19 protein-coding genes are annotated in these 22,125 nt (G+C 65.6%); 15 read left to right on the forward strand and 4 right to left on the reverse strand.

Translation table 11 applies throughout. The features are described 5' to 3' along the window. Nucleotides 1-269: 269 nt before the first annotated feature. From N5C28_RS08965 to N5C28_RS08975, 3 genes are all read right to left on the reverse strand, one after another. Complete coding sequence (locus N5C28_RS08965) at nt 270-776, reverse strand: transposase (protein WP_279821721.1); 507 nt, start codon at nt 774-776, stop codon at nt 270-272. 320 nt (nt 777-1,096) lie between these two features. After that, a complete protein-coding gene (locus N5C28_RS08970) occupies nt 1,097-1,633 on the reverse strand; it encodes a hypothetical protein (protein WP_279821722.1) in 537 nt (178 codons plus the stop codon). A gap of 47 nt (nt 1,634-1,680) precedes the next feature. After that, nucleotides 1,681-2,718, reverse strand: coding sequence for a low specificity L-threonine aldolase (locus N5C28_RS08975; protein WP_279821723.1), 1,038 nt, complete (start codon nt 2,716-2,718; stop codon nt 1,681-1,683). A 357-nt stretch (nt 2,719-3,075) separates the two neighbouring features. On the opposite strand from N5C28_RS08975, the gene N5C28_RS08980 reads away from it, so the two are divergent. From N5C28_RS08980 to fdhA, 9 genes are all read left to right on the forward strand, one after another. Further along, nucleotides 3,076-3,378, forward strand: coding sequence for a hypothetical protein (locus N5C28_RS08980; protein ID WP_279821724.1), 303 nt, complete (start codon nt 3,076-3,078; stop codon nt 3,376-3,378). A gap of 73 nt (nt 3,379-3,451) precedes the next feature. Beyond that, nucleotides 3,452-4,195, forward strand: coding sequence for a TraX family protein (locus tag N5C28_RS08985; protein WP_279821725.1), 744 nt, complete (start codon nt 3,452-3,454; stop codon nt 4,193-4,195). A 204-nt stretch (nt 4,196-4,399) separates the two neighbouring features. Next, nucleotides 4,400-5,653: a serine hydroxymethyltransferase gene (glyA, locus tag N5C28_RS08990; protein ID WP_279821726.1), complete on the forward strand. Its 1,254-nt coding sequence runs from the start codon at nt 4,400-4,402 to the stop codon at nt 5,651-5,653. 179 nt (nt 5,654-5,832) lie between these two features. Further along, nucleotides 5,833-7,083 carry a sarcosine oxidase subunit beta family protein gene (locus N5C28_RS08995; protein WP_279821727.1) on the forward strand — a complete coding sequence of 417 codons (1,251 nt, stop codon included), beginning with the start codon at nt 5,833-5,835 and terminating at the stop codon, nt 7,081-7,083. A gap of 11 nt (nt 7,084-7,094) precedes the next feature. After that, entirely contained in the window at nt 7,095-7,421 is a 327-nt protein-coding gene (locus tag N5C28_RS09000; protein WP_279821728.1) for a sarcosine oxidase subunit delta, read from the forward strand. Then, nucleotides 7,418-10,435: a sarcosine oxidase subunit alpha gene (locus N5C28_RS09005; RefSeq protein ID WP_279821729.1), complete on the forward strand. Its 3,018-nt coding sequence runs from the start codon at nt 7,418-7,420 to the stop codon at nt 10,433-10,435. Before N5C28_RS09000 ends, N5C28_RS09005 begins: the two co-directional genes overlap by 4 nt. After that, nucleotides 10,428-11,060 (forward strand): sarcosine oxidase subunit gamma family protein, encoded by a 633-nt coding sequence (gene soxG / locus N5C28_RS09010; protein WP_279821730.1) that lies wholly within the window; start codon nt 10,428-10,430, stop codon nt 11,058-11,060. Before N5C28_RS09005 ends, soxG begins: the two co-directional genes overlap by 8 nt. A 138-nt stretch (nt 11,061-11,198) precedes the next feature. Further along, complete coding sequence (gene purU, locus N5C28_RS09015; RefSeq protein WP_279821731.1) at nt 11,199-12,062, forward strand: formyltetrahydrofolate deformylase; 864 nt, start codon at nt 11,199-11,201, stop codon at nt 12,060-12,062. Between the two features lie 307 nt (nt 12,063-12,369). Further along, nucleotides 12,370-13,569 carry a formaldehyde dehydrogenase, glutathione-independent gene (fdhA, locus tag N5C28_RS09020; protein ID WP_279821733.1) on the forward strand — a complete coding sequence of 400 codons (1,200 nt, stop codon included), beginning with the start codon at nt 12,370-12,372 and terminating at the stop codon, nt 13,567-13,569. A 272-nt stretch (nt 13,570-13,841) separates the two neighbouring features. Here the strand turns inward: fdhA and N5C28_RS09025 are convergent, their stop codons facing one another. Continuing rightward, on the reverse strand, nt 13,842-14,735 hold the full coding sequence (locus N5C28_RS09025) for an acyltransferase (protein ID WP_279821734.1): 894 nt from the start codon (nt 14,733-14,735) through the stop codon (nt 13,842-13,844). A 170-nt stretch (nt 14,736-14,905) separates the two neighbouring features. Between N5C28_RS09025 and N5C28_RS09030 the strand changes: the two genes are divergently transcribed. The 6 genes from N5C28_RS09030 to N5C28_RS09055 all read left to right on the forward strand — a co-directional run bounded on the left by N5C28_RS09030 (nt 14,906) and on the right by N5C28_RS09055 (nt 22,115). Beyond that, nucleotides 14,906-16,123: an HD-GYP domain-containing protein gene (locus N5C28_RS09030; protein ID WP_279821893.1), complete on the forward strand. Its 1,218-nt coding sequence runs from the start codon at nt 14,906-14,908 to the stop codon at nt 16,121-16,123. Nucleotides 16,124-16,224: 101 nt separating this feature from the next. Next, nucleotides 16,225-16,710, forward strand: coding sequence for an ATP-dependent zinc protease (locus N5C28_RS09035; RefSeq protein ID WP_279821894.1), 486 nt, complete (start codon nt 16,225-16,227; stop codon nt 16,708-16,710). A 132-nt stretch (nt 16,711-16,842) separates the two neighbouring features. Then, complete coding sequence (locus N5C28_RS09040) at nt 16,843-18,873, forward strand: methyl-accepting chemotaxis protein (protein WP_279821735.1); 2,031 nt, start codon at nt 16,843-16,845, stop codon at nt 18,871-18,873. Nucleotides 18,874-19,417: 544 nt separating this feature from the next. Next, entirely contained in the window at nt 19,418-20,104 is a 687-nt protein-coding gene (gene creB / locus N5C28_RS09045; RefSeq protein WP_279821737.1) for a two-component system response regulator CreB, read from the forward strand. 1 nt (nt 20,105) lies between these two features. Further along, nucleotides 20,106-21,530 (forward strand): two-component system sensor histidine kinase CreC, encoded by a 1,425-nt coding sequence (creC, locus tag N5C28_RS09050; RefSeq protein ID WP_279821738.1) that lies wholly within the window; start codon nt 20,106-20,108, stop codon nt 21,528-21,530. Between the two features lie 150 nt (nt 21,531-21,680). Further along, nucleotides 21,681-22,115, forward strand: a complete 435-nt coding sequence (locus N5C28_RS09055) for a CBS domain-containing protein (RefSeq protein WP_279821739.1) — start codon at nt 21,681-21,683, stop codon at nt 22,113-22,115. Nucleotides 22,116-22,125: the final 10 nt, after the last annotated feature.

A 22,125-nucleotide genomic window follows, 5' to 3' on the forward strand; every position in this document is an offset into this window, starting at 1 on the left:
CGAAAACTGATCGATTGCCTGCAGCCCTTTATTCATGCGCGCTGGCGCGTTTGTCGTACAGCTTATCCACAGATCGGTACAGGGTTTTCGGGGGTAAGTGCCGGTGAGTTGGACGTCTTGAAATGGCATAACGTATTGAAGTTGCTCGAAAAATATCCAATGACGCGCAGCCCTTGCGCTTTGTGGCCTGTAGTGGCCGCCCTACAGGTTTTCCACAGCTTGCTCCACCGATACCGTGGGTAAGTTCAGGCCTTGGCAGACGCCTCCGATTATTCAAGGTCGAAACCTGCCTCGCCAGGCCAGTCCGGCGGGTAGATGCCGGCCCGCACGGCATGGTGAAAACTGGAATGGGGCCAATCCCCGACGCGACGTGCCCAGCCGTGCTTCACCGGGTCCAGGTGAATGGCGTCGTAATGGCGGCGAAAATCCTCGGCATCACGAATCCGGTGTTGCTCGTGGTGTCGCTGCCAGACACCCAGCCGGCGCCGTCGGCCGAACGTGGCGCGCAGGGGGAGGTGGCGGGTGAACTGGTGCTTGAGCAGCGTCCAGCGACAATCAGGGTCGTTATCGCCCTGGGGCAGCGTCCACAGGCAATGCATGTGGTCGGGCAGCACCACCCAGGCATTGATGCGCAGCGGATGCTGCAGCCGGGTGAGGTCGGTAGCCCGGCGCAACAGGTCGATGTGGCGGGTCAGCAGGTCGCTGCCGCGATCGCTCAGGCTGACGGTGAAGAAGTAGGTGCCGCCTGGCACCCAGGCAGGAGGGGTCTGTGGCATGGGACGCATCCGTGTGTCCGTTGATATGCCCGAAGCAGTGTAGCCAGCGCCGTGCGGGCGCGTCTTATGCACAGTGAGATCGTGAAAACCCTGTCTAATCGGTCAGCAACGCTAACTGACTGAAATCGTTCGAAAAACGATCGATGAGCTGTAAGCCTTGGCGTACGTGACGTTGAGCAGTTGTCCTACAGTTTATCCACAGGCTAATCCACTGCTATAGGGGGTAAGTGGAGCGGCATAGGTCGCTCCACTTTCAGGCGTTCAGGTCGCTGTGGCGGCGGATGTCGCCAGGTGCCGCAGAGGTTTTTCCACGGTCGGGTTCAGCCAGGAGAGGGCGAGGTGACACACCCCCATTGAGGCGTGCCCTCCAGGCGCTCGGCTTCCCTGACGCTCCAGTCACCGGTCTCACCGCTCAGGCAAAAGCGCTTGTAGAACCAGGCTCGCCGATTGTTCTGATCACCTGCTTGCAGCAGAACCTCGTATACGCCTGGCTCGAGCTCCTGAGGGGAAACGTGAGTCGAGAACAGGGCAAGGGGTTTGCCGTATTCGATACAGGCGCCGGGTTGTAGCTGGATGGACGAAACAGGCAGCTCCTGGGACGTCACGATTTCCCAGGCCGGGTAGGTAGGCCGGTTGACGTGTACCGCGTACAGCGTGACCTGGTTCTGGTCCAGGCGAGCCGGGCGGGAAAAGAAACCAGGGACCTCATAGGTGTCGGCAGCTCCCAGGCACAAGGAGCCATTGCTTATCCACACCTGCGCATCGCCATCGTGATGCCGAGACATCGCCTGGCCTTCGCCGGGGCAGGCGAAGGCCAATAGGGGCACCAGAGCAGCCGCGCAGAGAGGCACGCTCATACGTCCTGCGCTGTGATGGGGTGGCCAACGCGTCATCGGCGATGATTTTACGCCATGGCCTCTCGGATGTCCGCCGCCAGCTGCCGTACCCGCGCTTCTTCGGTGTCCCAGGAGCACATGAAGCGGGCTCCGCCGGCGCCGATGAAGGTGTAGAAGCGCCAGCCCTTGGCGCGCAGGTGTTCCAGGGCCGGTTCGGACATCTGCAGGAACACGCCGTTGGCCTCCACCGGGAACATCAGGCTGACCCCCGGCACGTCGCTGACCAGTTCGGCGAGCAGGCGTGCGCAGTGGTTGGCGTGGCGCGCGTACTTCAGCCAGGCCTCGTTCTGCAGGATGCCCACCCAGGGGGCGGAGAGGTAGCGCATCTTCGAGGCTAGTTGCCCAGCCTGCTTGCAGCGGTAGTCGAAGTCTTCGGCCAGGTCTTTGTTGAAGAACAGGATGGCTTCGCCCACCGCCATGCCGTTCTTGGTGCCGCCGAAACACAGCACGTCGACGCCGGCTTTCCAGGTCAGCTCGGCCGGGGTGCAGCCAAGGAAGGCGCAGGCGTTGGAGAAGCGCGCGCCGTCCATGTGCAGGTTGAGGCCCAGTTCGCGGCAGGTGTCGCTGATCGCGCGGACTTCTTCCGGGCGGTACACGGTGCCGACTTCGGTGGCCTGGGTCAGGGTCACGACGCGCGGTTTGGGAAAGTGGATGTCCTGGCGCTTCATCGCCACTTCACGGATCGCGTCCGGGGTCAGTTTGCCGCTGTCGGTCCTGGCCAGCAGCAGTTTGGAACCGTTGGAGAAGAACTCCGGCGCGCCGCACTCGTCGGTCTCGACGTGGGCGGTCTCCGAGCAGATCACGCTGTGGTAGCTCTGGCACAGGGCGGCCAGGGCCAGGGAGTTGGCGGCGGTGCCGTTGAAGGCGAAGAACACTTCGCAATCGGTTTCGAACAGCTGGCGGAAATGGTCGGCGGCGCGGGCCGTCCACTGGTCGTCGCCGTAGGCGCGCTGGTGACCCTGGTTGGCTTCCGCCATGGCGGCCCAGGCTTCCGGACAGATCCCTGAATAGTTGTCGCTGGCGAATTGCTGGCTCTGGTCGGGCATTGCGTATTCCTTTCTCGATCGGGCGCCGGTGGGGCATCGGCGAATGCCGCTACTTTACCCTTGCCCCACGCCGCGGTGGGGACATTGCCGCGACATCTTGTTCAGTCCAGGCGCTGCTCCGCCGGGTGGCGTCGCGGCGGAAAACGGAACTCATGGCGCCGCCTGGCCTCACAACTAGGGCCAGGCACGTGACCGCCTGACGAGGGATCGGCGCTTCAGCCGGTCGCTTCGTCTGCCGTGTCACGTGCCATGGACCATGAGAACAGGCCGTGATGCCTGGGCCGATGGGGGTTCGAACCCGGGGTTCGAGTCGTCGGCCAGGCGTCGCACTGTGACTGACCCGAACAGGAGTCCACCATGAACTACCGTCATCTGATCGCTTTTTTCGTGCCCGTGGCCTTTGCGCTGCCGTCCGTGGCCGCCGAGCCCTGGCCCGCTGGTGCCAAGGCCGCGTTCGTCAACGAATGCGTGGCCGGGGCGCCCGATGGGCACGACACGAGCAACCTGAAGGCGTATTGCGAATGTGCCGCCGAGAAGGTCAGCAGTGAGTTCAGCGAAGCGGAAATGCAGGCCATGGCCCGCCAGTCCCCGCCCGATCCCGCCATGCAGCAGCGCCTGATCAAGGCGTCGAGCAGCTGCGACAACAACCTGCAGCGTTGATGTGACAGCGTGCGCGCATTGACGGTGTCATTGGGTTACCGTCTGGCAATTCGATGACACCGTGAGTGCAGTGATGTCCACACCCCTTGCAGGTGCCGCCGGTCGCACCCGCGACGCCGCGCTGGACCTGGTCAAATGGCTGGCCCTGGCGACCATGTTCGTGGACCACCTGCGGCATGTCTGGCCGTCCCTGTATTGGGTGTACATCCCGGGCCGCCTGGCCTTTCCTTTCTTCTGCCTGGCGATCGCCGCCAACCTGATGCGGCCGACAGCCGGCGATGCCAAACCCTTTCCCCTGCGTTACCTCGGGCTGCTGGTGCTGTTCGCGGTGCTGTCCGAGTGGCCGTATCGGCTGTTGGTCGGCAGTTCCCCGCAGTCGCTGAATGTAATGCCCACCCTGGTGCTGGGGCTGCTGATCGCCGGTGGGGTGCAGCAGCCCACCGGGCAGCGGCGCTGGCTGGCCATTGGCGCTGCGCTGCTGGCCGTGGTGACCCACCCCTGGCTGATGTTCGGCCTGGCCGGCGCCCTGTTGCCCGCCGCCTTCGTCCTGGCCCTGAGACGACCGGCCGCGAACTGGATCTGGCCGGTGGTGCTGTGCCTGGCGGCGAACTACTGGCCGCCGTTCTACCTGGATGCGACCCGCGGCGATCCCTTCGCCTGGTTGTTCATCCTGATCTGCATCGCCGCGCCGCTGCTCGGTCTGTGGCTGCTGCGCCAGCCCCTGCAGGGGCGGGTGCCGCCGGTGCGGCGCTGGGCCTACCTGTTCTATCCCGGTCACTTCCTGCTGTTGGTCGGCCTGCGCACGCTGTTCACCTGAGCCTCGCCCGGCCCTGACGGCCGGGCCCTTCCTGCGTTCTTTTCCGGCAGCGCCCTTTCGGCGTCGTCGTCATGTCGCAAACGCGACCCCCCGTGGCGTGGATAGGCATCTGACCGATCAGGGCGAGTCATACCATCGGCTCCACAAGGGCTCGTCCCGCTTCCGACACAGATGCGCCGCTCACGGTGCTGCAGGAGATCAGCGATGTTCAGCAAGCATGACCAGATCCAGGGCTACGACGACGAACTGCTGGGCGCGATCAACGCCGAGGAGCGTCGCCAGGAGCACCATATCGAGCTGATCGCCTCGGAGAACTACACCAGCAAACGCGTCATGGAAGCCCAGGGCAGCGGCCTGACCAACAAGTACGCCGAGGGCTACCCGGGCAAGCGCTACTACGGTGGTTGCGAGCACGTCGACGTGGTCGAGCAGCTGGCCATCGACCGCGCCAAGCAACTGTTCGGCGCCGATTACGCCAACGTCCAGCCGCACTCCGGCTCCTCCGCCAACAGCGCGGTGTACCTGGCGCTGCTGCAGGCCGGTGACACCATCCTGGGCATGAGCCTGGCCCATGGCGGCCACCTGACCCACGGCGCCAAGGTGTCGTCCTCGGGCAAGCTGTACAACGCCGTGCAGTACGGCCTGGACACCGCCACCGGGCTGATCGACTACGACGAGGTCGAGCGCCTGGCCGTCGAGCACAAGCCGAAGATGATCGTCGCCGGGTTCTCGGCCTACTCGAAAACCCTGGATTTCCCACGCTTCCGCGCCATCGCCGACAAGGTCGGGGCGCTGCTGTTCGTCGACATGGCCCACGTCGCCGGCCTGGTCGCCGCCGGCCTGTACCCGAACCCGATTCCCTTCGCCGACGTGGTCACCACCACCACCCACAAGACCCTGCGCGGCCCCCGCGGCGGGCTGATCCTGGCCAAGGGCAACGAAGAGATCGAGAAGAAGCTCAACTCCGCGGTGTTCCCTGGCGCCCAGGGCGGCCCGCTGATGCACGTGATCGCGGCCAAGGCCGTGTGCTTCAAGGAAGCGCTGGAGCCAGGCTTCAAGGACTACCAGGCCCAGGTCATCAAGAACGCTCAGGCCATGGCCAAGGTGTTCATCGACCGCGGTTTCGACGTGGTCTCCGGCGGCACCGACAACCACCTGTTCCTGGTCAGCCTGATCAAGCAGGGCATCACCGGCAAGGACGCGGACGCCGCCCTGGGGCGCACCGGCATCACCGTGAACAAGAACGCGGTGCCCAACGACCCGCAGTCGCCGTTCGTCACCTCCGGGCTGCGCATCGGCACGCCGGCGATCACCACCCGCGGCCTCAAGGAAGCCCAGAGCACCGAGCTGGCCGGGTGGATCTGCGATGTGCTCGACCACCTGGGCGATGCCGACGTGGAAGCCCAGGTCGCCACGCTGGTGGCCGGCCTCTGCGCCGACTACCCGGTTTATCGCTGAGTTGTAGACGCAATCGGATTTGTAGGATGGGTCGAGCACGGCGATACCCATCCAACCGATTTCCCTGGGTATCGCTGCGCTCAACCCAGGCTACGCCCGATCTGGCGGTGGTGTAGGGCGGCAGCGAGGACTGGCGGATTCGTCTGCACACCGTTTTCACGTATCAGGAGTATCCACTGATGCAACGTTTTTCCGGCTTCGGCCTGTTCAAGCACTCGTTCAGCCACCATGAGAACTGGCAGCGCATGTGGCGCAACCCGACGCCCAAGCCGGTGTACGACGTGATCATCGTCGGCGGTGGCGGCCACGGCCTGGCGACCGCCTACTACCTGGCCAAAGAGTTCGGCGTGAAGAACGTCGCGGTGGTCGAGAAGGGCTGGCTGGGCGGCGGCAACACCGCGCGCAACACCACCATCGTGCGCTCCAACTACCTGTGGGACGAGTCGGCCCACCTCTACGAACACGCCATGAAACTGTGGGAGGGCCTGTCCCAGGACCTCAACTACAACGTCATGTTCTCCCAGCGTGGCGTCTACAACCTGTGCCACACCCTGCAGGACATGCGCGATTCCGAGCGTCGGGTCAGCGCCAACTGGCTCAACGGCGTGGACGGCGAGCTGCTCGACGCCAAGCAGGTGGCCGAGGAGATTCCCTACCTCGACTGCAGCAAGAACACCCGCTACCCGATCATGGGCTCCACCGTGCAGCGCCGCGGTGGCGTGGCCCGTCACGATGCCGTGGCCTGGGGTTACGCCCGCGCTGCCGATGCCCTGGGCGTGGACCTGATCCAGCAGACCGAAGTGATCGGCTTCCGCAAGGAAAACGGCGTGGTCATCGGCGTCGAGACCAGCAAGGGCTTCATCGGCGGTAAGCGTGTGGGCGTGGTCACCGCCGGTAACTCCGGGCACATGGCCAAGCTCGCCGGCTTCCGCCTGCCGCTGGAGTCGCACCCGTTGCAGGCCCTGGTGTCGGAGCCGATCAAGCCGATCATCGACAGCGTGATCATGTCCAACGCCGTGCACGGCTACATCAGCCAGTCGGACAAGGGCGACCTGGTCATCGGCGCCGGTATCGATGGCTACAACGGCTATGGCCAGCGTGGCTCGTACCCGACCATCGAGCACACCCTGCAGGCCATCGTCGAAATGTTCCCGGTGCTGTCGCGGGTGCGCATGAACCGCCAGTGGGGCGGCATTGTCGACACCTCGCCGGACGCCTGCCCGATCATTTCCAATACCCCGGTGCCGAACCTGTTCTTCAACTGCGGCTGGGGCACCGGTGGCTTCAAGGCCACCCCCGGCTCCGGCCACGTGTTCGCGGCGAGCCTGGCCAAGGGCGAGATGCACCCCCTGGCCCAGCCGTTCTCCATGGACCGCTTCCACACCGGCGCACTGATCGACGAGCACGGCGCTGCTGCCGTGGCTCACTAAGGAGAACCGCCATGCTGCATATCTTCTGCCCTCACTGTGGCGAGTTGCGCTCCGAAGAGGAATTCCATGCCAAGGGCCAGGCGCACATTCCGCGTCCGCTGGACCCCAATGCCTGCACCGACGCCGAGTGGGGCGACTACCTGTTCTTCCGCGATAACCCGCGTGGCATCCACCACGAGCTGTGGATCCACGCCGCCGGGTGCCGCAAGTACTTCAACGTCACGCGCCACACCGTGAGCTACGAGATTCTGGAAACCTACAAGATCGGTGAGAAACCCAGCGTGACCGAGGGCGCCAGCACCGAGAAGAAGACCGCCGGCCAAGGAGTAACCGCATGAGCCAGGTCAATCGTCTTTCCCAGGGTGGCCGCATCGACCGTGGCCAGCCCATCAGCTTCAGCTTCAACGGCCAGACCTACCAGGGCTACGCCGGTGACACCCTGGCCGCTGCCCTGCTGGCCAACGGCGTGGACATCGTCGGCCGCAGCTTCAAGTACTCCCGCCCGCGCGGCATCGTCGCCGCCGGTGCGGAAGAGCCCAACGCCGTGCTGCAGATCGGTTCCAACGAAGCCGCCCAGGTGCCCAACGTGCGCGCCACCCAGCAGGCGCTGTACCCGGGCCTGGTGGCCGCCAGCACCAACGGCTGGCCGAGCGTCAACACCGACATCATGGGGATTCTCGGCAAGGTCGGCGGCAAGATGATGCCGCCCGGGTTCTACTACAAGACCTTCATGTACCCGCAGAACCTCTGGCTGACCTACGAGAAGTACATCCGCAAGGCCGCCGGCCTGGGCCGCTCGCCCACCGAGGTCGACCCGGACAGCTACGACTACATGAACCAGCACTGCGACGTGCTGGTGGTGGGCGCCGGCCCCGCCGGCCTGGCCGCTGCCCTGGCCGCCGCGCGCAGCGGTGCGCGGGTGATCCTGGCCGATGAACAGGAAGAGTTCGGCGGCAGCCTGCTCGGCACCCGGGAAACCCTCGACGGCAAGCCGGCCGCCGACTGGGTGGCCCAGGTCATCGCCGAACTGAGCACCCTGCCGGAAGTGACCCTGTTGTCCCGGGCCACGGTCAACGGCTACCACGACCACAACTTCCTCACCATTCACCAGCGCCTCACCGACCACCTGGGCGAGATCGCCCCGATGGGCATGGTGCGCCAGCGCATGCACCGCGTGCGGGCCAAGCGCGTGGTGCTGGCCACCGGCGCCCACGAGCGGCCGCAGGTGTACGCCAACAACGACGTGCCCGGCAACATGCTGGCGGACGCCGTGTCCACTTACGTGCGCCGCTATGGCGTGGCGCCGGGCCGTCAGCTGGTGCTGTCGACCAACAACGATTACGCCTACCGCGTGGTACTCGACTGGCTCGATGCCGGCTTGCAGGTGGTCGCCGTCGCCGATGCGCGCAGCAATCCCCGTGGTGCCTGGGTCGAAGAGGCGCGTCAGCGCGGCGTGCGGATTCTCACCGGCAGCGCGGTGGTCGAGGCCCGCGGCAGCAAGCGCGTCACGGGTGCGCGGGTCTGCGCCATCGACCTGATGAACCACAAGGTCACCAGCCCGGGTGAAGTGCTCGATTGCGACCTGATCGTCAGCTCCGGCGGCTACAGCCCGGTGGTGCACCTGGCGTCCCACCTGGGCGGCAAACCGATCTGGCGCGAAGACATCCTGGCCTTCGTGCCGGGTGAGGGCTTCCAGAAGCGCCTGTGCGCCGGTGCTCTGAACGGCGTGTTCGCACTGGGCAATGCCCTGGCCGATGGCTTCGAGGCGGGTGCCAATGCCGCCGCCGAAGCGGGCTTCAAGCGGGTCGAAGGCAGCGTGCCGCTGGCCGAGTCCCGGGTCGAAGAGCCGGCCGTGGCGCTGTTCCAGGTGCCCCATGACAAATCCACGGCCCGTGCGCCGAAGCAGTTCGTCGACCTGCAGAACGACGTCACCGCCGCCGGCATCGAACTGGCGACCCGCGAGGGCTTCGAATCGGTCGAGCACGTCAAACGCTACACCGCCCTCGGTTTCGGTACCGACCAGGGCAAGCTGGGCAATATCAACGGCCTTGCCATTGCCGCCCGTTCGCTGGGCATCAGCATCGCCCAGATGGGCACCACCATGTTCCGCCCCAACTACACGCCGGTGACCTTCGGCGCCGTGGCCGGCCGGCACTGCGGGCCGCTGTTCGAGCCCAAGCGCTACACCGCCATGCAGCGCTGGCACCTGCAGAATGGTGCCGAGTTCGAGGACGTCGGCCAGTGGAAGCGCCCCTGGTACTTCCCCAAGGCCGGTGAAGACCTGCACGCCGCCGTCGCCCGGGAATGCCTGGCGGTGCGCAATGCGGTGGGCATCCTCGACGCCTCGACCCTGGGCAAGATCGACATCCAGGGCCCGGATGCGCGGGAGTTCCTCAACCGCGTGTACACCAACGCCTGGACCAAGCTGGACGTGGGCAAGGCGCGCTACGGCCTGATGTGCAAGGAAGACGGCATGGTCTTCGACGACGGCGTGACCGCCTGCCTGGCCGACAACCACTTCCTGATGACCACCACCACCGGCGGTGCTGCCCGGGTAATGGAATGGCTGGAGATCTACCACCAGACCGAATGGCCGGAGCTAAAGGTGTACTTCACCTCGGTCACCGACCACTGGGCGACCATGACCCTGTCCGGGCCCAACAGCCGCAAGCTGCTGGCCGAAGTCACCGACATCGACCTGGACAAGGACGGCTTCCCGTTCATGACCTGGAAGGAAGGCCTGGTCGGCGGCGTGCCGGCCCGGGTGTTCCGCATCTCCTTCACCGGTGAGCTGAGCTACGAAGTCAACGTGCAGGCCGACTACGCCCTGGGCGTGTGGGAAAAGATCATCGAGGCCGGCAAGAAACATGGCCTGACGCCGTACGGCACCGAGACCATGCACGTGCTGCGGGCAGAGAAGGGTTTCATCATCGTCGGCCAGGACACCGACGGTTCGGTGACCCCGGACGACCTCAACATGGGCTGGTGCGTCGGCCGGACCAAGCCGTTCTCCTGGATCGGCTGGCGCGGCATGAACCGCGAGGACTGCCTGCGCGAGGAGCGCAAGCAACTGGTCGGCCTCAAACCGGTCGATCCCAAGGCGGTGCTGCCAGAAGGCGCGCAGCTGGTGTTCGACACCCAGCAGAGCATCCCGATGACCATGGTCGGCCACGTCACCTCCAGCTACATGAGCGCGGCGCTGGGCTATTCGTTCGCCATGGGCGTGGTCAAGGGCGGCCTCAAGCGGGTCGGCGAGCGGGTGTTCGCCCCCTTGCGCGATGGCAGCGTGATCGAAGCCGAAATCGTCAGTTCCGTGTTCTATGACCCGAAAGGGGAGCGCCAGAATGTCTAACCTGATCAACGTTTATCAGCAGCGCCCGGACGCGGCCCACGCCGAGTCGCCGCTGTTCCACGCCGGCCTGCACGAGCTGGCCGACAAGGGCTCGAAGTCCGCCGGCATCACCCTGCGCGAGAAGAAGCTGCTCGGTCACCTGACCTTGCGCGGCGACGCCAAGGACCCGGCCTTCGCCGGCGGCGTGCACAAGGCCCTGGGCCTGGAGCTGCCGGTGGCCCTGACCCTGGTGGCCGATGGCGACACCTCCCTGCAATGGCTGGCCCCGGACGAGTGGCTGCTGATCGTGCCCAGCGGCACCGAATTCGCCGTCGAGCAGAAGCTGCGCGCGGCGCTGGAAGGCCTGTTCTTCGCGGTGGTCAACGTCAGCGGCGGGCAGACCCTGCTGGAGCTGTCCGGGCCGAAGGTGCGCCAGTTGCTGATGAAGTCCACCAGCTATGACGTGCACCCGAGCAATTTCCCGGTGGGCAAGGCGGTGGGTACCCATTTCGCCAAGTCGCAACTGGTGATTCGCCACACCGCCGAAGACACCTGGGAGCTGGTGGTGCGCCGCAGCTTCTCCGATTACTTCTGGCTGTGGCTGCAGGATGCCAGCGCCGAATACGGCCTGGCGATCAAGGCCTGACCCTTGTAGGAGGCTTTAGCCGCGACTGCAGCAGTCGCGGCTGAAGCCCCTCCCACGACTGTCCACCGTGACGCCGCATCGGCAGCCGGGCGCTCCGATCCACCCTGCGCTCTGCCGCGTAGATGACCGAGGTTTTCCATGAGCCGCACCCCCGATACCTGGATTCTCACCGCGCACTGCCCGAGCGTGCTCGGCACGGTGGATGCGGTGACGCGTTTTCTCTTCGAGCAGCGCTGCTACGTCACCGAGCACCATTCGTTCGATGACCGGCTGTCCTCGCGCTTCTTCATCCGCGTCGAGTTTCGTCAGCCAGACGGCTTCGATGAGGCGGCCTTCCGCGCCGGGCTTGACGAACGCCTGGCACCCTTCGACATGCAGCTGGAACTGACGCCGCCGGGCTACCGCGCCAAGGTGGTGCTGATGGTGTCCAAGGCCGACCACTGCCTAAATGATTTGCTCTACCGCCAGCGCATCGGCCAACTGGCCATGGACGTGGTGGCGGTGGTGTCCAACCACCCGGACCTGGAGCCGCTGGCGCGCTGGCACGGCATTCCCTATCACCACTTCGCCCTCGACCCGGCGGACAAGCCGTCCCAGGAGCGCAAGGTGTTGCAGGTGATCGAACAGACCGGCGCCGAGCTGGTGGTGCTTGCCCGCTACATGCAGGTGCTGTCGCCCGAGCTGTGCAAGCGCCTGGATGGCTGGGCGATCAACATCCACCACTCGCTGCTGCCTGGCTTCAAGGGCGCCAAGCCCTACCACCAGGCCTACCAGAAAGGGGTCAAGCTGGTCGGGGCCACGGCCCACTACATCAACAACGACCTCGACGAAGGCCCGATCATCGCCCAAGGCGTCGAGACGGTGGATCACGCCCACTACCCCGAAGACCTGATCGCCAAGGGCCGCGACATCGAATGCCTGACCCTGGCCCGGGCCGTGGGTTACCACATCGAACGCCGTGTGTTCCTCAATGCCAACCGCACCGTGGTGCTCAATGCCTGAGGGGAGCGACGCAGGGTGGGCTGGTCGGCGATCTCTTTCAACCCGCAGGATTTTTCGGTGGGCTGAAGCCCACCCTACAATCTGTAACCACGTAGGGTGGGCTTCAGCCCACCAATGACCCCAAGCGCAGGCCTGACCTGCCGGGGCAACGAATCACGGCGCGGACAGCCATCCGCGCCCGATAAACCGGAGAGGCAGTACCGCACTGCCATCAGCGGTCTCTCCTCGCAACAGACGCAAGCTCCAGTGCAAGGCCGCGTGACCGCCGGTCGCGCCTTTGTTTTCACAACAAGAAAGGAGAACACGTATGTCTGGAAATCGTGGTGTGGTGTACCTCGGGACCGGCAAGGTCGAGGTGCAGAAAATCGACTACCCGAAAATGCAGGACCCGCGCGGTCGCAAGATCGAACACGGTGTCATCCTCAAGGTGGTGTCCACCAACATCTGCGGCTCCGACCAGCACATGGTGCGCGGCCGCACCACCGCCCAGGTCGGCCTGGTGCTCGGTCACGAAATCACCGGTGAAGTGGTGGAGAAGGGCAGTGACGTCGAGAGCCTGAAGATCGGCGACCTGGTGTCCGTGCCCTTCAACGTCGCCTGTGGCCGCTGCCGCTCCTGCAAGGAACAGCACACCGGCGTCTGCCTGACCGTCAACCCGGCCCGTGCCGGTGGTGCCTACGGCTATGTCGACATGGGCGACTGGACCGGTGGCCAGGCCGAGTACGTGCTGGTGCCGTATGCCGACTTCAACCTGCTCAAGCTGCCGGACCGCGACAAGGCCATGGAGAAAATCCGCGACCTGACCTGCCTGTCCGACATCCTGCCCACCGGCTACCACGGTGCGGTGACTGCGGGCGTCGGCCCGGGGAGTACAGTGTATGTGGCCGGTGCCGGCCCGGTGGGGCTGGCGGCGGCCGCTTCGGCCCGTCTGCTTGGCGCCGCCGTGGTGATCGTCGGTGACGTGAATCCGGTGCGCCTGGCCCATGCCAAGGCCGTCGGCTTCGAGATCGCCGACCTGTCCAAGGACACCCCACTGCACGAGCAGATCGCCGACCTGCTGGGTGAGCCGGAAGTGGACTGCGCGGTGGATGCGGTGGGCTTCGAGGCTCGCGGTCACGGCCATGCCGGCGCCCAGCACGAGGCTCCGGCCACTGTGCTCAACTCGCTGATGCAGGTCACCCGTGTGGCCGGCAAGATCGGTATTCCCGGTCTCTACGTCACCGAAGACCCGGGTGCGGTGGACGCGGCGGCGAAGATCGGTGCGCTGAGCATTCGCTTCGGCCTTGGCTGGGCCAAGTCGCACAGCTTCCACACCGGCCAGACCCCGGTGATGAAGTACAACCGGGCGCTGATGCAGGCGATCATGTGGGACCGCATCAACATCGCCGAAGTGGTGGGGGTGCAGGTCATCAGCCTGGACGACGCGCCGCGCGGTTACGGCGAGTTCGACGCCGGCGTGCCGAAGAAATTCGTCATCGACCCGCACAAGCTGTTCAGCGCGGCCTGATCGGCCGTCGCCCCTGTCGCGGCTAAAGCCCCTCCCACAGGATGTGGTGCCCCAGAAGGCGCATCACGCCTCGTAGGAGGGGCTTTAGCCGCGAGCTCTTTCAGCTCGTAGGTTGGGTTAGCGGCGCGATCCAGAAAAGCTGCATGCGACAACAAAGGTTGGGCGCTGCGTAACCCAACAGTGCGGTGTTCCTGCCTACCTGGTTGGTGGGTTACGGCCCGCCCGGCCAGCGCAATCACCCAACCTGCGTAGTCCCGCGTACCTAACCCACCCTACGCCTCGACCTCTGCACGAATTTGCGCAATGCGGGCGTCCTTCTCCACCCACAGCTCCGTCACCCAGGTCTGCACCCGTGCGCGGAAGTCCGGGTCATTCTCGTAGTCGCCCTGGCACAGCGCCGGGTCGAGGGGGCGGGTGTGGATGTCGATGATGACCTTGTCCACCTGGCCACTGATCAGCGCCCAGAAGCCGGGAATGCGTCCGCCGGGGTAGACCAGGGTGACGTCGAGCACCGCATCCAGCTGTTCACCCAGCGCCGCCAGCACGAATGCCACGCCACCGGCCTTGGGCTTGAGCAGGTATTGGTAGGGCGACCCCTGTGCGGCTTGCTTGGCCGGCGTGAAGCGGGTGCCTTCCAGGTAATTGACCACGGTGACCGGCAGGTCCTTGAACTTCTCGCAGGCGCGCTTGGTGATTTCCAGGTCCTGGCCCTTGAGGTGCGGGTTCTTGCTCAGGAAGGCCTTCGAGTAGCGCTTCATGAAGGGGTAATCCAGGGCCCAGAACGCCAGGCCGAGGAAGGGCACCCAGATCAGCTCCTGCTTGAGGAAGAACTTGAAGTAGGGCGTCTTGCGGTTGAAGGCCTGGACCAGGGCGGGAATGTCGACCCAGGACTGGTGGTTGCTGATCACCAGGTAGGACGTGTCCTGGCGCAACGTGGCGTTGCCGCGAATGTCCCATTTCACCGGGAGAAACAGCGCAAAGATCAGTTTGTTGATCTCGGCCCAGGTTTCCGCGACCCACATGACACCGCGTGAGCTGGCCGCCTTGAGGGCCTTGCCGGGCAGGACCAGGCGGGCGATGGCGATCAGCAGCATCGGGCCGATCAGGATCAGGGTGTTGAGCAACAACAGCAGGGTGACGGTCAGGCCGGTCAGTAGACGGCGCATGGCAGCTCCTTGTAGTGCGCGGGCCGGGTCATCATAAGCAGGTGTTTCACAGGCTCCAAGTCGTGTGCGACTTGTGTCATATTGCCATCACTGAGTCGGTGCGGTGAACGCCTCCCCGGCCGTGCGATCCTATGCTGGAAGCATGGCACTTCCACTTCCGAGTCATCCTGATGCTCAAGCGCATTGCCGTGGCCGATCTGCGTGTCGGCATGTACATCCAGTCGTTCTGCGGTGCCTGGACGGACCACCCGTTCTGGACCTCGAAATTTTTACTGGATTCCGACAAGGACCTGCAGCGCATTCGCGCCAGCGGTGTGACGGAGCTGTGGATCGACGCCAGCAAGGGCCTGGATATCGAACAGGGCCAGGGCAGCGTCAGCCAGGAGGAGGCCGCCGCCGAGGCTGAGGCCCGCCTGTTGGCCATCGCCCAGCCCGGCGCGCCCCAGGCCTGTTCGCTGGAAGAGGAGCTGAACCGCGCCGCCAAGCTCTGCGCCCGTTCCAAACAGGCGGTGATGGCCATGTTCGGTGATGTGCGCATGGGCCAGGCCCTGCACTTCGAGGCCGCGGAAAGCCTGGTCGAGGACATCACCCAGTCGGTAATGCGCCACCCCAACGCGCTGATCAGCCTGGCGCGCCTCAAGCACGCCGACGAATACACCTACATGCATTCGGTGGCGGTCTGCGCCCTGATGATCGCCCTGGCGCGGCAGATGGGTCTGGCCGATGCCCAGGTCAAGGATGCCGGGCTGGCTGGCTTGCTGCACGACGTGGGCAAGATGGCGATCCCCGGCGCGGTGCTGAACAAGCCCGGCAAGCTCACCGATGCCGAATTCAGCCGGGTGCGCCAGCACCCCGAGGCCGGCGGCAAGATCCTCCTGGCGAGCAAGCAGGTCAATGCGCTGGTGCTGGACGTGTGCCTGCACCACCACGAGAAGGTCGACGGCACTGGCTACCCCCATCGCCTGGCCGGCGAGCAGATCAGCCTGTTCGCCCGCATGGGTGCGGTCTGTGATGTGTACGATGCGGTGACCTCCAACCGCCCCTACAAGAAGGGCTGGGACCCGGCGGAGTCGATCCGGCGCATGGCCGAATGGAAAGGCCATTTCGACGCGGTGATCTTCCAGGCCTTCGTCAAGACCGTGGGCATCTACCCCACCGGTTCGCTGGTGCGCCTGGAAAGCGGCCGCCTGGGCATGGTGCTGGACCAGAACGGCGCGTCCCTGCTGACGCCCAGGGTCAAGGTGTTCTTCTCGAGTCGCTCGAAAACGCCCATCCCCCAGGAGGTCATCGACCTGGCCCGCAGCGCTGGCCGGGACAAGATCGTGGGCCGCGAATCGGCGGCCGACTGGGGCTTTCGCAACCTGGACGAACTGTGGGTCAACGGCTGACCGGTAACATTTTCACGCACCTCGTATCGAACCTTCGCGGCGTCGGTCAGTCGGACATCCTGATGTTTTTCAAGAGGATTTCTGGCGTGAAAGTGATTGTGATGGCGTTGTTGACCCTGTTTGCCGTGCCCGTGCTGGCGAATCAGCCGACGCTCTACGGCCGCTACGAATACATTGGCCTGCCGCAGATCGGGCAGACCCTCAAGGCCAAGATGGACACCGGCGCGATGACCGCCTCGCTGTCGGCCAAGGACATCGAACACTTCCAGCGTGATGGCGAAGACTGGGTGCGTTTCCGCCTGGCCACCGACGATGCGGACGACACCCTGTTCGAGAAGCCGCTGGCGCGTATCAGCGAGATCAAGAGCCGTGCCGAGGAAAGCGGATCCAGCAAGATGGCCGTGGCCAAGCGCCCGGTGGTCGACATGGACATCTGCCTGGGCAATGAACTGCGCACCGTGGAGGTCAACCTGACCGACCGCACGCACTTCAATTACCCGCTGCTGATCGGCGCCAGTGCCCTGCGCGATTTCGATGCAGCCATCGACCCCGCCGATCGCTACACCGCCGATCGTCCCACCTGCTGATCCCCGCGATGTTCTAAGCTGCAGGTAGCCCCATGGCTGCCTGCAGCGTCCTGCTGTCGGGCTTGCTTCTTGCTTGATGATGTCGTTTGGTGCGCCTGGCCAGGCGTGCCTTGAGCTCGTTGAGGTGTCGCTATGACTGGAGTACTCAAGCCGGGTGTACGCGTGTTGGAGCGTTTCAGCTTCGCGCGTAAATTTCAGCTGCTGTTCGCGTTGTTCATTCTGCCCCTGGGGTATGCGCTGTGGGTGATCTGCAGCGATCACCTGGCGCGCCTGAATCTGGTCGATCGCGAGCTGGAGGGGATGCACGGGATCGAGGCCCTGGGCCAGGTCCAGCATGCGCTGCTCGAACAACGCACCTTATTGGCGCGCTGGAAGGGCACCGATGCCCAGGCCGAGGCACTGCTGGCGTCCCGTGAACCGGCGCTCGACCAGGCACTGCAGGCGGCCGTCGAACGGCTGCAGCGTGCCGACTTCGGCCCCCAGGTGGCCGAGCAACTGACCGCCCTGCAGGCCATGCGCCCCGAGGTGAGTGTGGCGGCCGTGGGCAAGCTGGCGCTACCGGACGCCCTGGAGCGTTACCAAAAGAACCTGTTGCAACTGATGGTGCTACGCGAACAGGTCGCGACCGACAGCGGGCTGATCCTCGACCCGTACCTCGACACCTACCTGATGATGGAGCAACTGACCTTTACCCTGCCGCGCCTGCTGGAAAACCTCGGCAGCTTCGCCAGCCATGGTTACGGTGCGGTGGTCTCGCAGCATTTCACCCTGCAGAGCCGGGTGCTGATCCGTGACCTGCGCCGGGCCCTGGACGAATCCCGCGGCCAACTGAGCAAGGCGCGCGCCACCCTCGGCCGGGAAACCCCAGCGGCCATGGACAACCTGCAAGGCCCGTTCGACGAGGCGGAACAGGGCTTCGACCAGTTCCTCGCCGACATCGACCGTGACCTCTTCGAATCCAACCCCATCGCCATGACCCCGGCGCAGTTCAGCCAGCGCATCGAGGTGCTCCATGGTCAGCTGGCGGGTCTGCAGCAGGCGCTGTACGGCCAGTTCGCCCTCAACCTGGGTGACTACCGCTCGGATGCCCAGGTGAACATGATCGAAGTGATCGTGGTGTTCAGCCTGCTGACGCTGCTCGCGCTGTATGTGCTGCTGTGCCTCAACGCCTCGATCCGCCGCAGCACGGCGGGGATCATCGAGGCGGCCCAGGGCCTGCGTGATGGCGACCTGCGGGTGCGCATGCAGGTGCACGGCGAGGACGACCTGGCGAGCATCGCCGCGGCGCTCAACACCGCGGTGGGGCAGATGCGCGACTCGCTGCAGGGCGTCAACCAGGAAAGCCAGAACCTCGGCGGCACCGTGCAGGTGCTCAGCACCCAGGCGCAGAACGCCCTGGTGGCCGTGGAGCAGCAGCAGGGACAGATGAGCCAGATCGCCACCGCCGCCACGCAGATGGCGGCCACCGCCCAGAGCGTGGCGCAGAGTTGCGAGCAGGCAGCGATGGAAGCCGGCCAGACCCGCGAAATCGCCAACCAGAGCAACCAGCGCAGCGCCCGTACCAGTGCCAGCATGCGCCAGCTCAGCAGCCGCCTCGGCGACAGCGCCTCGACCCTGCAACAGCTGCAGGTGCAGACCGAGCAGATCACCCGGGTGGTCGACGTGATCAAGGGCATCGCCGAGCAGACCAACCTGCTGGCGCTCAATGCCGCCATCGAAGCGGCCCGGGCCGGTGAGCAGGGCCGGGGCTTTGCCGTGGTGGCCGACGAAGTGCGCTCGCTGTCCCAGCGTACCCAGAACTCCACGGCGGAAATCGCCCAGACCGTCGCCGACCTGCACAAGGTGGTCGGCCAGTCGGTCAGCCAGATGGAAGAGGCGGTGCGCCAGGCCGAAGGGGATGTGGGCAGCGTGCTGGCCATGGGTGAAGACCTGGACGGCATCGTCGAGTCGGTGCAGCGGGTCAGCGATCGCCTGGCGCAGATCGCCACCGCGGCCGAACAGCAGGCGGCCACCGCCGATGAGGTGAGCGGCAACATCCAGCAGGTCGACCAGGCGGCCAGTGCCTTGCTCGATGGCGCCCAGGCGGTGAGCAGTGCTGCCGAGCAGCTGCGCCGCGGCAGCCAGGGCCTGGCGCAGAACACCGGACGCTTCCAGTTGGGCTGATTGCGCCCCTACGGGGTTGGCGATCAACGATCTGCCGCCTGATGCCCGGGCCCGCTCTTTGTAGGAGCGGGCTTGCCCGCGAGCGCTTCCGTTCCCCTGCCAGGTCAATGCAGGGCCACTACCGCCGAGCTCGCGGCCAAGGCCGCTCCTACGGGTGGCGATCAACGATCTACCGCCGGGTGCCCCGGGCCCGCTCTTTGTAGGAGCGGGCTTGCCCGCGAGCTCTTCCGTACCTCAGCCAGGTCAATGCAGGACCACTACCGCCGAGCTCGCGGCCAAGGCCGCTCCTACGGGGTTGGCGATCAACGACCTAGCGCCTGATGTTCCGGGCCCGCTCTTTGTAGGAGCGGGCTTGCCCGCGAGCTCTTCCGTACCTCAGCCAGGTCAATGCAGGACCACTACCGCCGAGCTCGCGGCCAAGGCCGCTCCTACAGGGTTGGCAACCCACGCTCCACCGCCTATAGCCTCGCACCGGCAGGCCGCACCTTGACGGCGCTTTCACCCTGCCGCAGGCTCGCTGCCATTCCTTCCAGGCAGGACGCCCATGCCGCACATTCTGATTGTCGAAGACGAAGCCGCCATTGCCGACACCCTGGTGTTCGCCCTGCAATCCGAGGGGTTCACCACCTGCTGGCTGAGCCTGGCCGGCGAAGCCCTGGAGCGGCTGGCCCAGGAGCCGTTCGACCTGGTGATCCTCGACGTCGGTCTGCCGGACATGAGCGGCTTCGAGGCCTGCAAGCGGCTGCGGCGGGTGTCCGAGGTGCCGGTGATTTTCCTCACCGCCCGCAGCGAGGAGATCGACCGCGTGGTGGGCCTGGAGATCGGCGCCGACGATTACGTGGTCAAACCCTTCAGCCCCCGTGAGCTGGCGGCCCGGGTCAAGGCGATCCTCAAGCGCATCGCGCCGCGCCAACCCGAGGCGCCGGCCGCGGTGGCGGACGGCCCGTTCCGCGTGGACCGGCTGCGCTACCAGATCCACTACCACGAGCAGCCCCTCAGCCTGACACGCCATGAATTCCACCTGCTGACCGCCTTGCTGGCCCAGCCGGAGCGGGTGTTCGCCCGCGAGCAACTGCTCGATGCCCTGGGCGTGGCCGCCGATGCGGGGTATGCGCGCAACATCGACAGCCACATCAAGAGCCTGCGTGCCAAGCTGCGGGCGGTGCATGCGGCGGCCGAGCCGATCCAGACGCACCGCGGCCTGGGCTACAGCTACACCCCGGAGCGCTGACATGCCGCTCGGCGTCCGCATCTTCCTGGTGTACTTCCTGTTTGTCGGACTGTCCGGCTGGTTCGTCCTGAGCACGGTGATGGACGAGATCCGCCCCGGGGTACGGCAGTCCACCGAGGAAACCCTGGTCGACACCGCCAACCTGCTCGCGGAAATCCTGCGCGAGGACCTCAAGAGCGGACGCCTGACCCAGAGTCGCTTGTCCGAGCAGCTCAATTCCTACGGCCAGCGTCGCCCGCAGGCGAACATCTGGGGCCTGGACAAGAGCCGGGTCGATCACCGCATCTATGTCACCGACGCCAAGGGCATCGTGCTGCTCGATTCCGCGGGCGAAGCGGTGGGCCAGGACTACTCGCGCTGGAACGACGTCTACCTGACCCTCAAGGGCCAGTACGGCGCGCGCTCCAGCCGCGAGGACCCGCAAGACCCGGATTCCTCGGTGATGTACGTGGCGGCGCCGATCATGGACGGCGAGCGGATCATCGGCGTGGTCTCGGTGGCCAAGCCCAACCGGGCGTTGCAACCCTATATCGAACGCTCCCAGACGCGCCTGGGCTGGCTGGGCGCCGGGCTGATCGTGCTGGGCCTGTTGATCGGTGGCCTGCTCAGTTGGTGGCTGAGTGGCGCGCTGCGCCGCCTGACCCGTTACGCCCAGGCGGTCAGCGAGGGGCAGCGCGCCGAGTTGCCGTCGGTACGGGGCGGGGAGCTGGGCCAGTTGGCCGTGGCGGTGGAGCGGATGCGCACCGAGCTGGAGGGCAAGGCCTACGTCGAGCGCTACGTGCACACCCTGACCCACGAGCTGAAAAGCCCGCTGGCGGCCATTCGTGGCGCCGCCGAGCTGCTGGGCAGCGACATGCCCAGCGAGCAGCGCCAGCGCTTCGTCAGCAACATCGAACAGGAAAGCGCGCGCATGCAGCAGTTGATCGAGCGCCTGCTGCACCTGGCCCAGGTCGAGCAGCGCCAGGGGTTGGAAGAGCAGGAGGTGCTGGTGCTGCGCGAACTGCTGGAGGATCAGTTGCAGGCCCAGGTCGCGCGCATCGAAGGCCTTGGCCTGCAGGTGGACAACCGCATCGACGGTGCGCTGCGCGTATGTGGCGAGGCCTTCCTGCTGCGCCAGGCGGTGACCAACCTGCTGGATAACGCCCTGGATTTCAGCGTGCCGGGCGGGCTGCTCCGGCTCGCTGCCGACGCGGTCCAGGGACGTATCGTGTTACGCGTGTTCAACCAGGGCGAGGCCATTCCCGACTATGCCCTGGGGCGCCTGACCGAACGCTTCTACTCTTTGCCGCGGCCGGCCAGTGGCCGCAAGAGCACCGGCCTGGGGCTGAATTTCGTGCAGGAAGTGGCCACCCTGCACGGCGGCAGTATCCGGGTGACCAACCTCGCCGAGGGCGTCGAAGCGGCGCTCGATCTGCCAGCCGCCTGAGAACCCGCTCACTGCCTCGGCCCGGCATCTGGCGGTACGGGTTGCGTCGAGGTCGCCACGGTGTTCTGATTCGGGCGCCAGTGCGGCTATTCTCATGGAGTGCCTCTGGCCGTTTCTTTTGCGAATAACAACGAGACCGGGAGTCCCCTGATGAAAACAGTCGCCGAGATTCTCCGCGCGAAGCCGTCCGCTGCCGTCTACAGCGTCAGCCCTACCGCTACGGTACTGGATGCGATCAAGATGATGGCCGAAAAGAGCATCGGTGCGCTGGTGGTGCTGGATAACGGGCGCCTGGCCGGGATCGTCAGTGAGCGTGACTACGCACGCAAGGTGGACTTGTTGAAACGCTCAGCCTTCAGCGCCCAGGTGAGCGAAATCATGACGGCAGACGTGATCACCGTCAGCCCCCGGGACAGCGCCCAGCACTGCATGCAACTGATGACCGACCGCCACCTGCGCCACCTGCCGGTGATTGCCGAGGGCGAGCTGATCGGCCTGCTGTCGATCGGTGACCTGGTCAAGGACACCATCGCCGAACAGGCCAACCTGATCCAACAACTGGAACAGTACATCCGCGGCGAGTAGGCCGCAGCAC

This window comes from Pseudomonas sp. GD03944 (assembly GCF_029839275.1).
Lineage (GTDB): Bacteria > Pseudomonadota > Gammaproteobacteria > Pseudomonadales > Pseudomonadaceae > Aquipseudomonas.

Bases quoted from the DNA above. Each gene is read 5' to 3' on its own strand.
- N5C28_RS08965 (WP_279821721.1), bottom strand. From the start codon at position 776: ATGCCACAGACCCCTCCTGCCTGGGTGCCAGGCGGCACCTACTTCTTC.
- N5C28_RS08970 (WP_279821722.1), bottom strand. From the start codon at position 1,633: ATGAGCGTGCCTCTCTGCGCGGCTGCTCTGGTGCCCCTATTGGCCTTC.
- N5C28_RS08975 (WP_279821723.1), bottom strand. From the start codon at position 2,718: ATGCCCGACCAGAGCCAGCAATTCGCCAGCGACAACTATTCAGGGATC.
- N5C28_RS08980 (WP_279821724.1), top strand. From the start codon at position 3,076: ATGAACTACCGTCATCTGATCGCTTTTTTCGTGCCCGTGGCCTTTGCG.
- N5C28_RS08985 (WP_279821725.1), top strand. From the start codon at position 3,452: ATGTCCACACCCCTTGCAGGTGCCGCCGGTCGCACCCGCGACGCCGCG.
- glyA (WP_279821726.1), top strand. From the start codon at position 4,400: ATGTTCAGCAAGCATGACCAGATCCAGGGCTACGACGACGAACTGCTG.
- N5C28_RS08995 (WP_279821727.1), top strand. From the start codon at position 5,833: ATGCAACGTTTTTCCGGCTTCGGCCTGTTCAAGCACTCGTTCAGCCAC.
- N5C28_RS09000 (WP_279821728.1), top strand. From the start codon at position 7,095: ATGCTGCATATCTTCTGCCCTCACTGTGGCGAGTTGCGCTCCGAAGAG.
- N5C28_RS09005 (WP_279821729.1), top strand. From the start codon at position 7,418: ATGAGCCAGGTCAATCGTCTTTCCCAGGGTGGCCGCATCGACCGTGGC.
- soxG (WP_279821730.1), top strand. From the start codon at position 10,428: ATGTCTAACCTGATCAACGTTTATCAGCAGCGCCCGGACGCGGCCCAC.
- purU (WP_279821731.1), top strand. From the start codon at position 11,199: ATGAGCCGCACCCCCGATACCTGGATTCTCACCGCGCACTGCCCGAGC.
- fdhA (WP_279821733.1), top strand. From the start codon at position 12,370: ATGTCTGGAAATCGTGGTGTGGTGTACCTCGGGACCGGCAAGGTCGAG.
- N5C28_RS09025 (WP_279821734.1), bottom strand. From the start codon at position 14,735: ATGCGCCGTCTACTGACCGGCCTGACCGTCACCCTGCTGTTGTTGCTC.
- N5C28_RS09030 (WP_279821893.1), top strand. From the start codon at position 14,906: ATGCTCAAGCGCATTGCCGTGGCCGATCTGCGTGTCGGCATGTACATC.
- N5C28_RS09035 (WP_279821894.1), top strand. From the start codon at position 16,225: ATGGCGTTGTTGACCCTGTTTGCCGTGCCCGTGCTGGCGAATCAGCCG.
- N5C28_RS09040 (WP_279821735.1), top strand. From the start codon at position 16,843: ATGACTGGAGTACTCAAGCCGGGTGTACGCGTGTTGGAGCGTTTCAGC.
- creB (WP_279821737.1), top strand. From the start codon at position 19,418: ATGCCGCACATTCTGATTGTCGAAGACGAAGCCGCCATTGCCGACACC.
- creC (WP_279821738.1), top strand. From the start codon at position 20,106: ATGCCGCTCGGCGTCCGCATCTTCCTGGTGTACTTCCTGTTTGTCGGA.
- N5C28_RS09055 (WP_279821739.1), top strand. From the start codon at position 21,681: ATGAAAACAGTCGCCGAGATTCTCCGCGCGAAGCCGTCCGCTGCCGTC.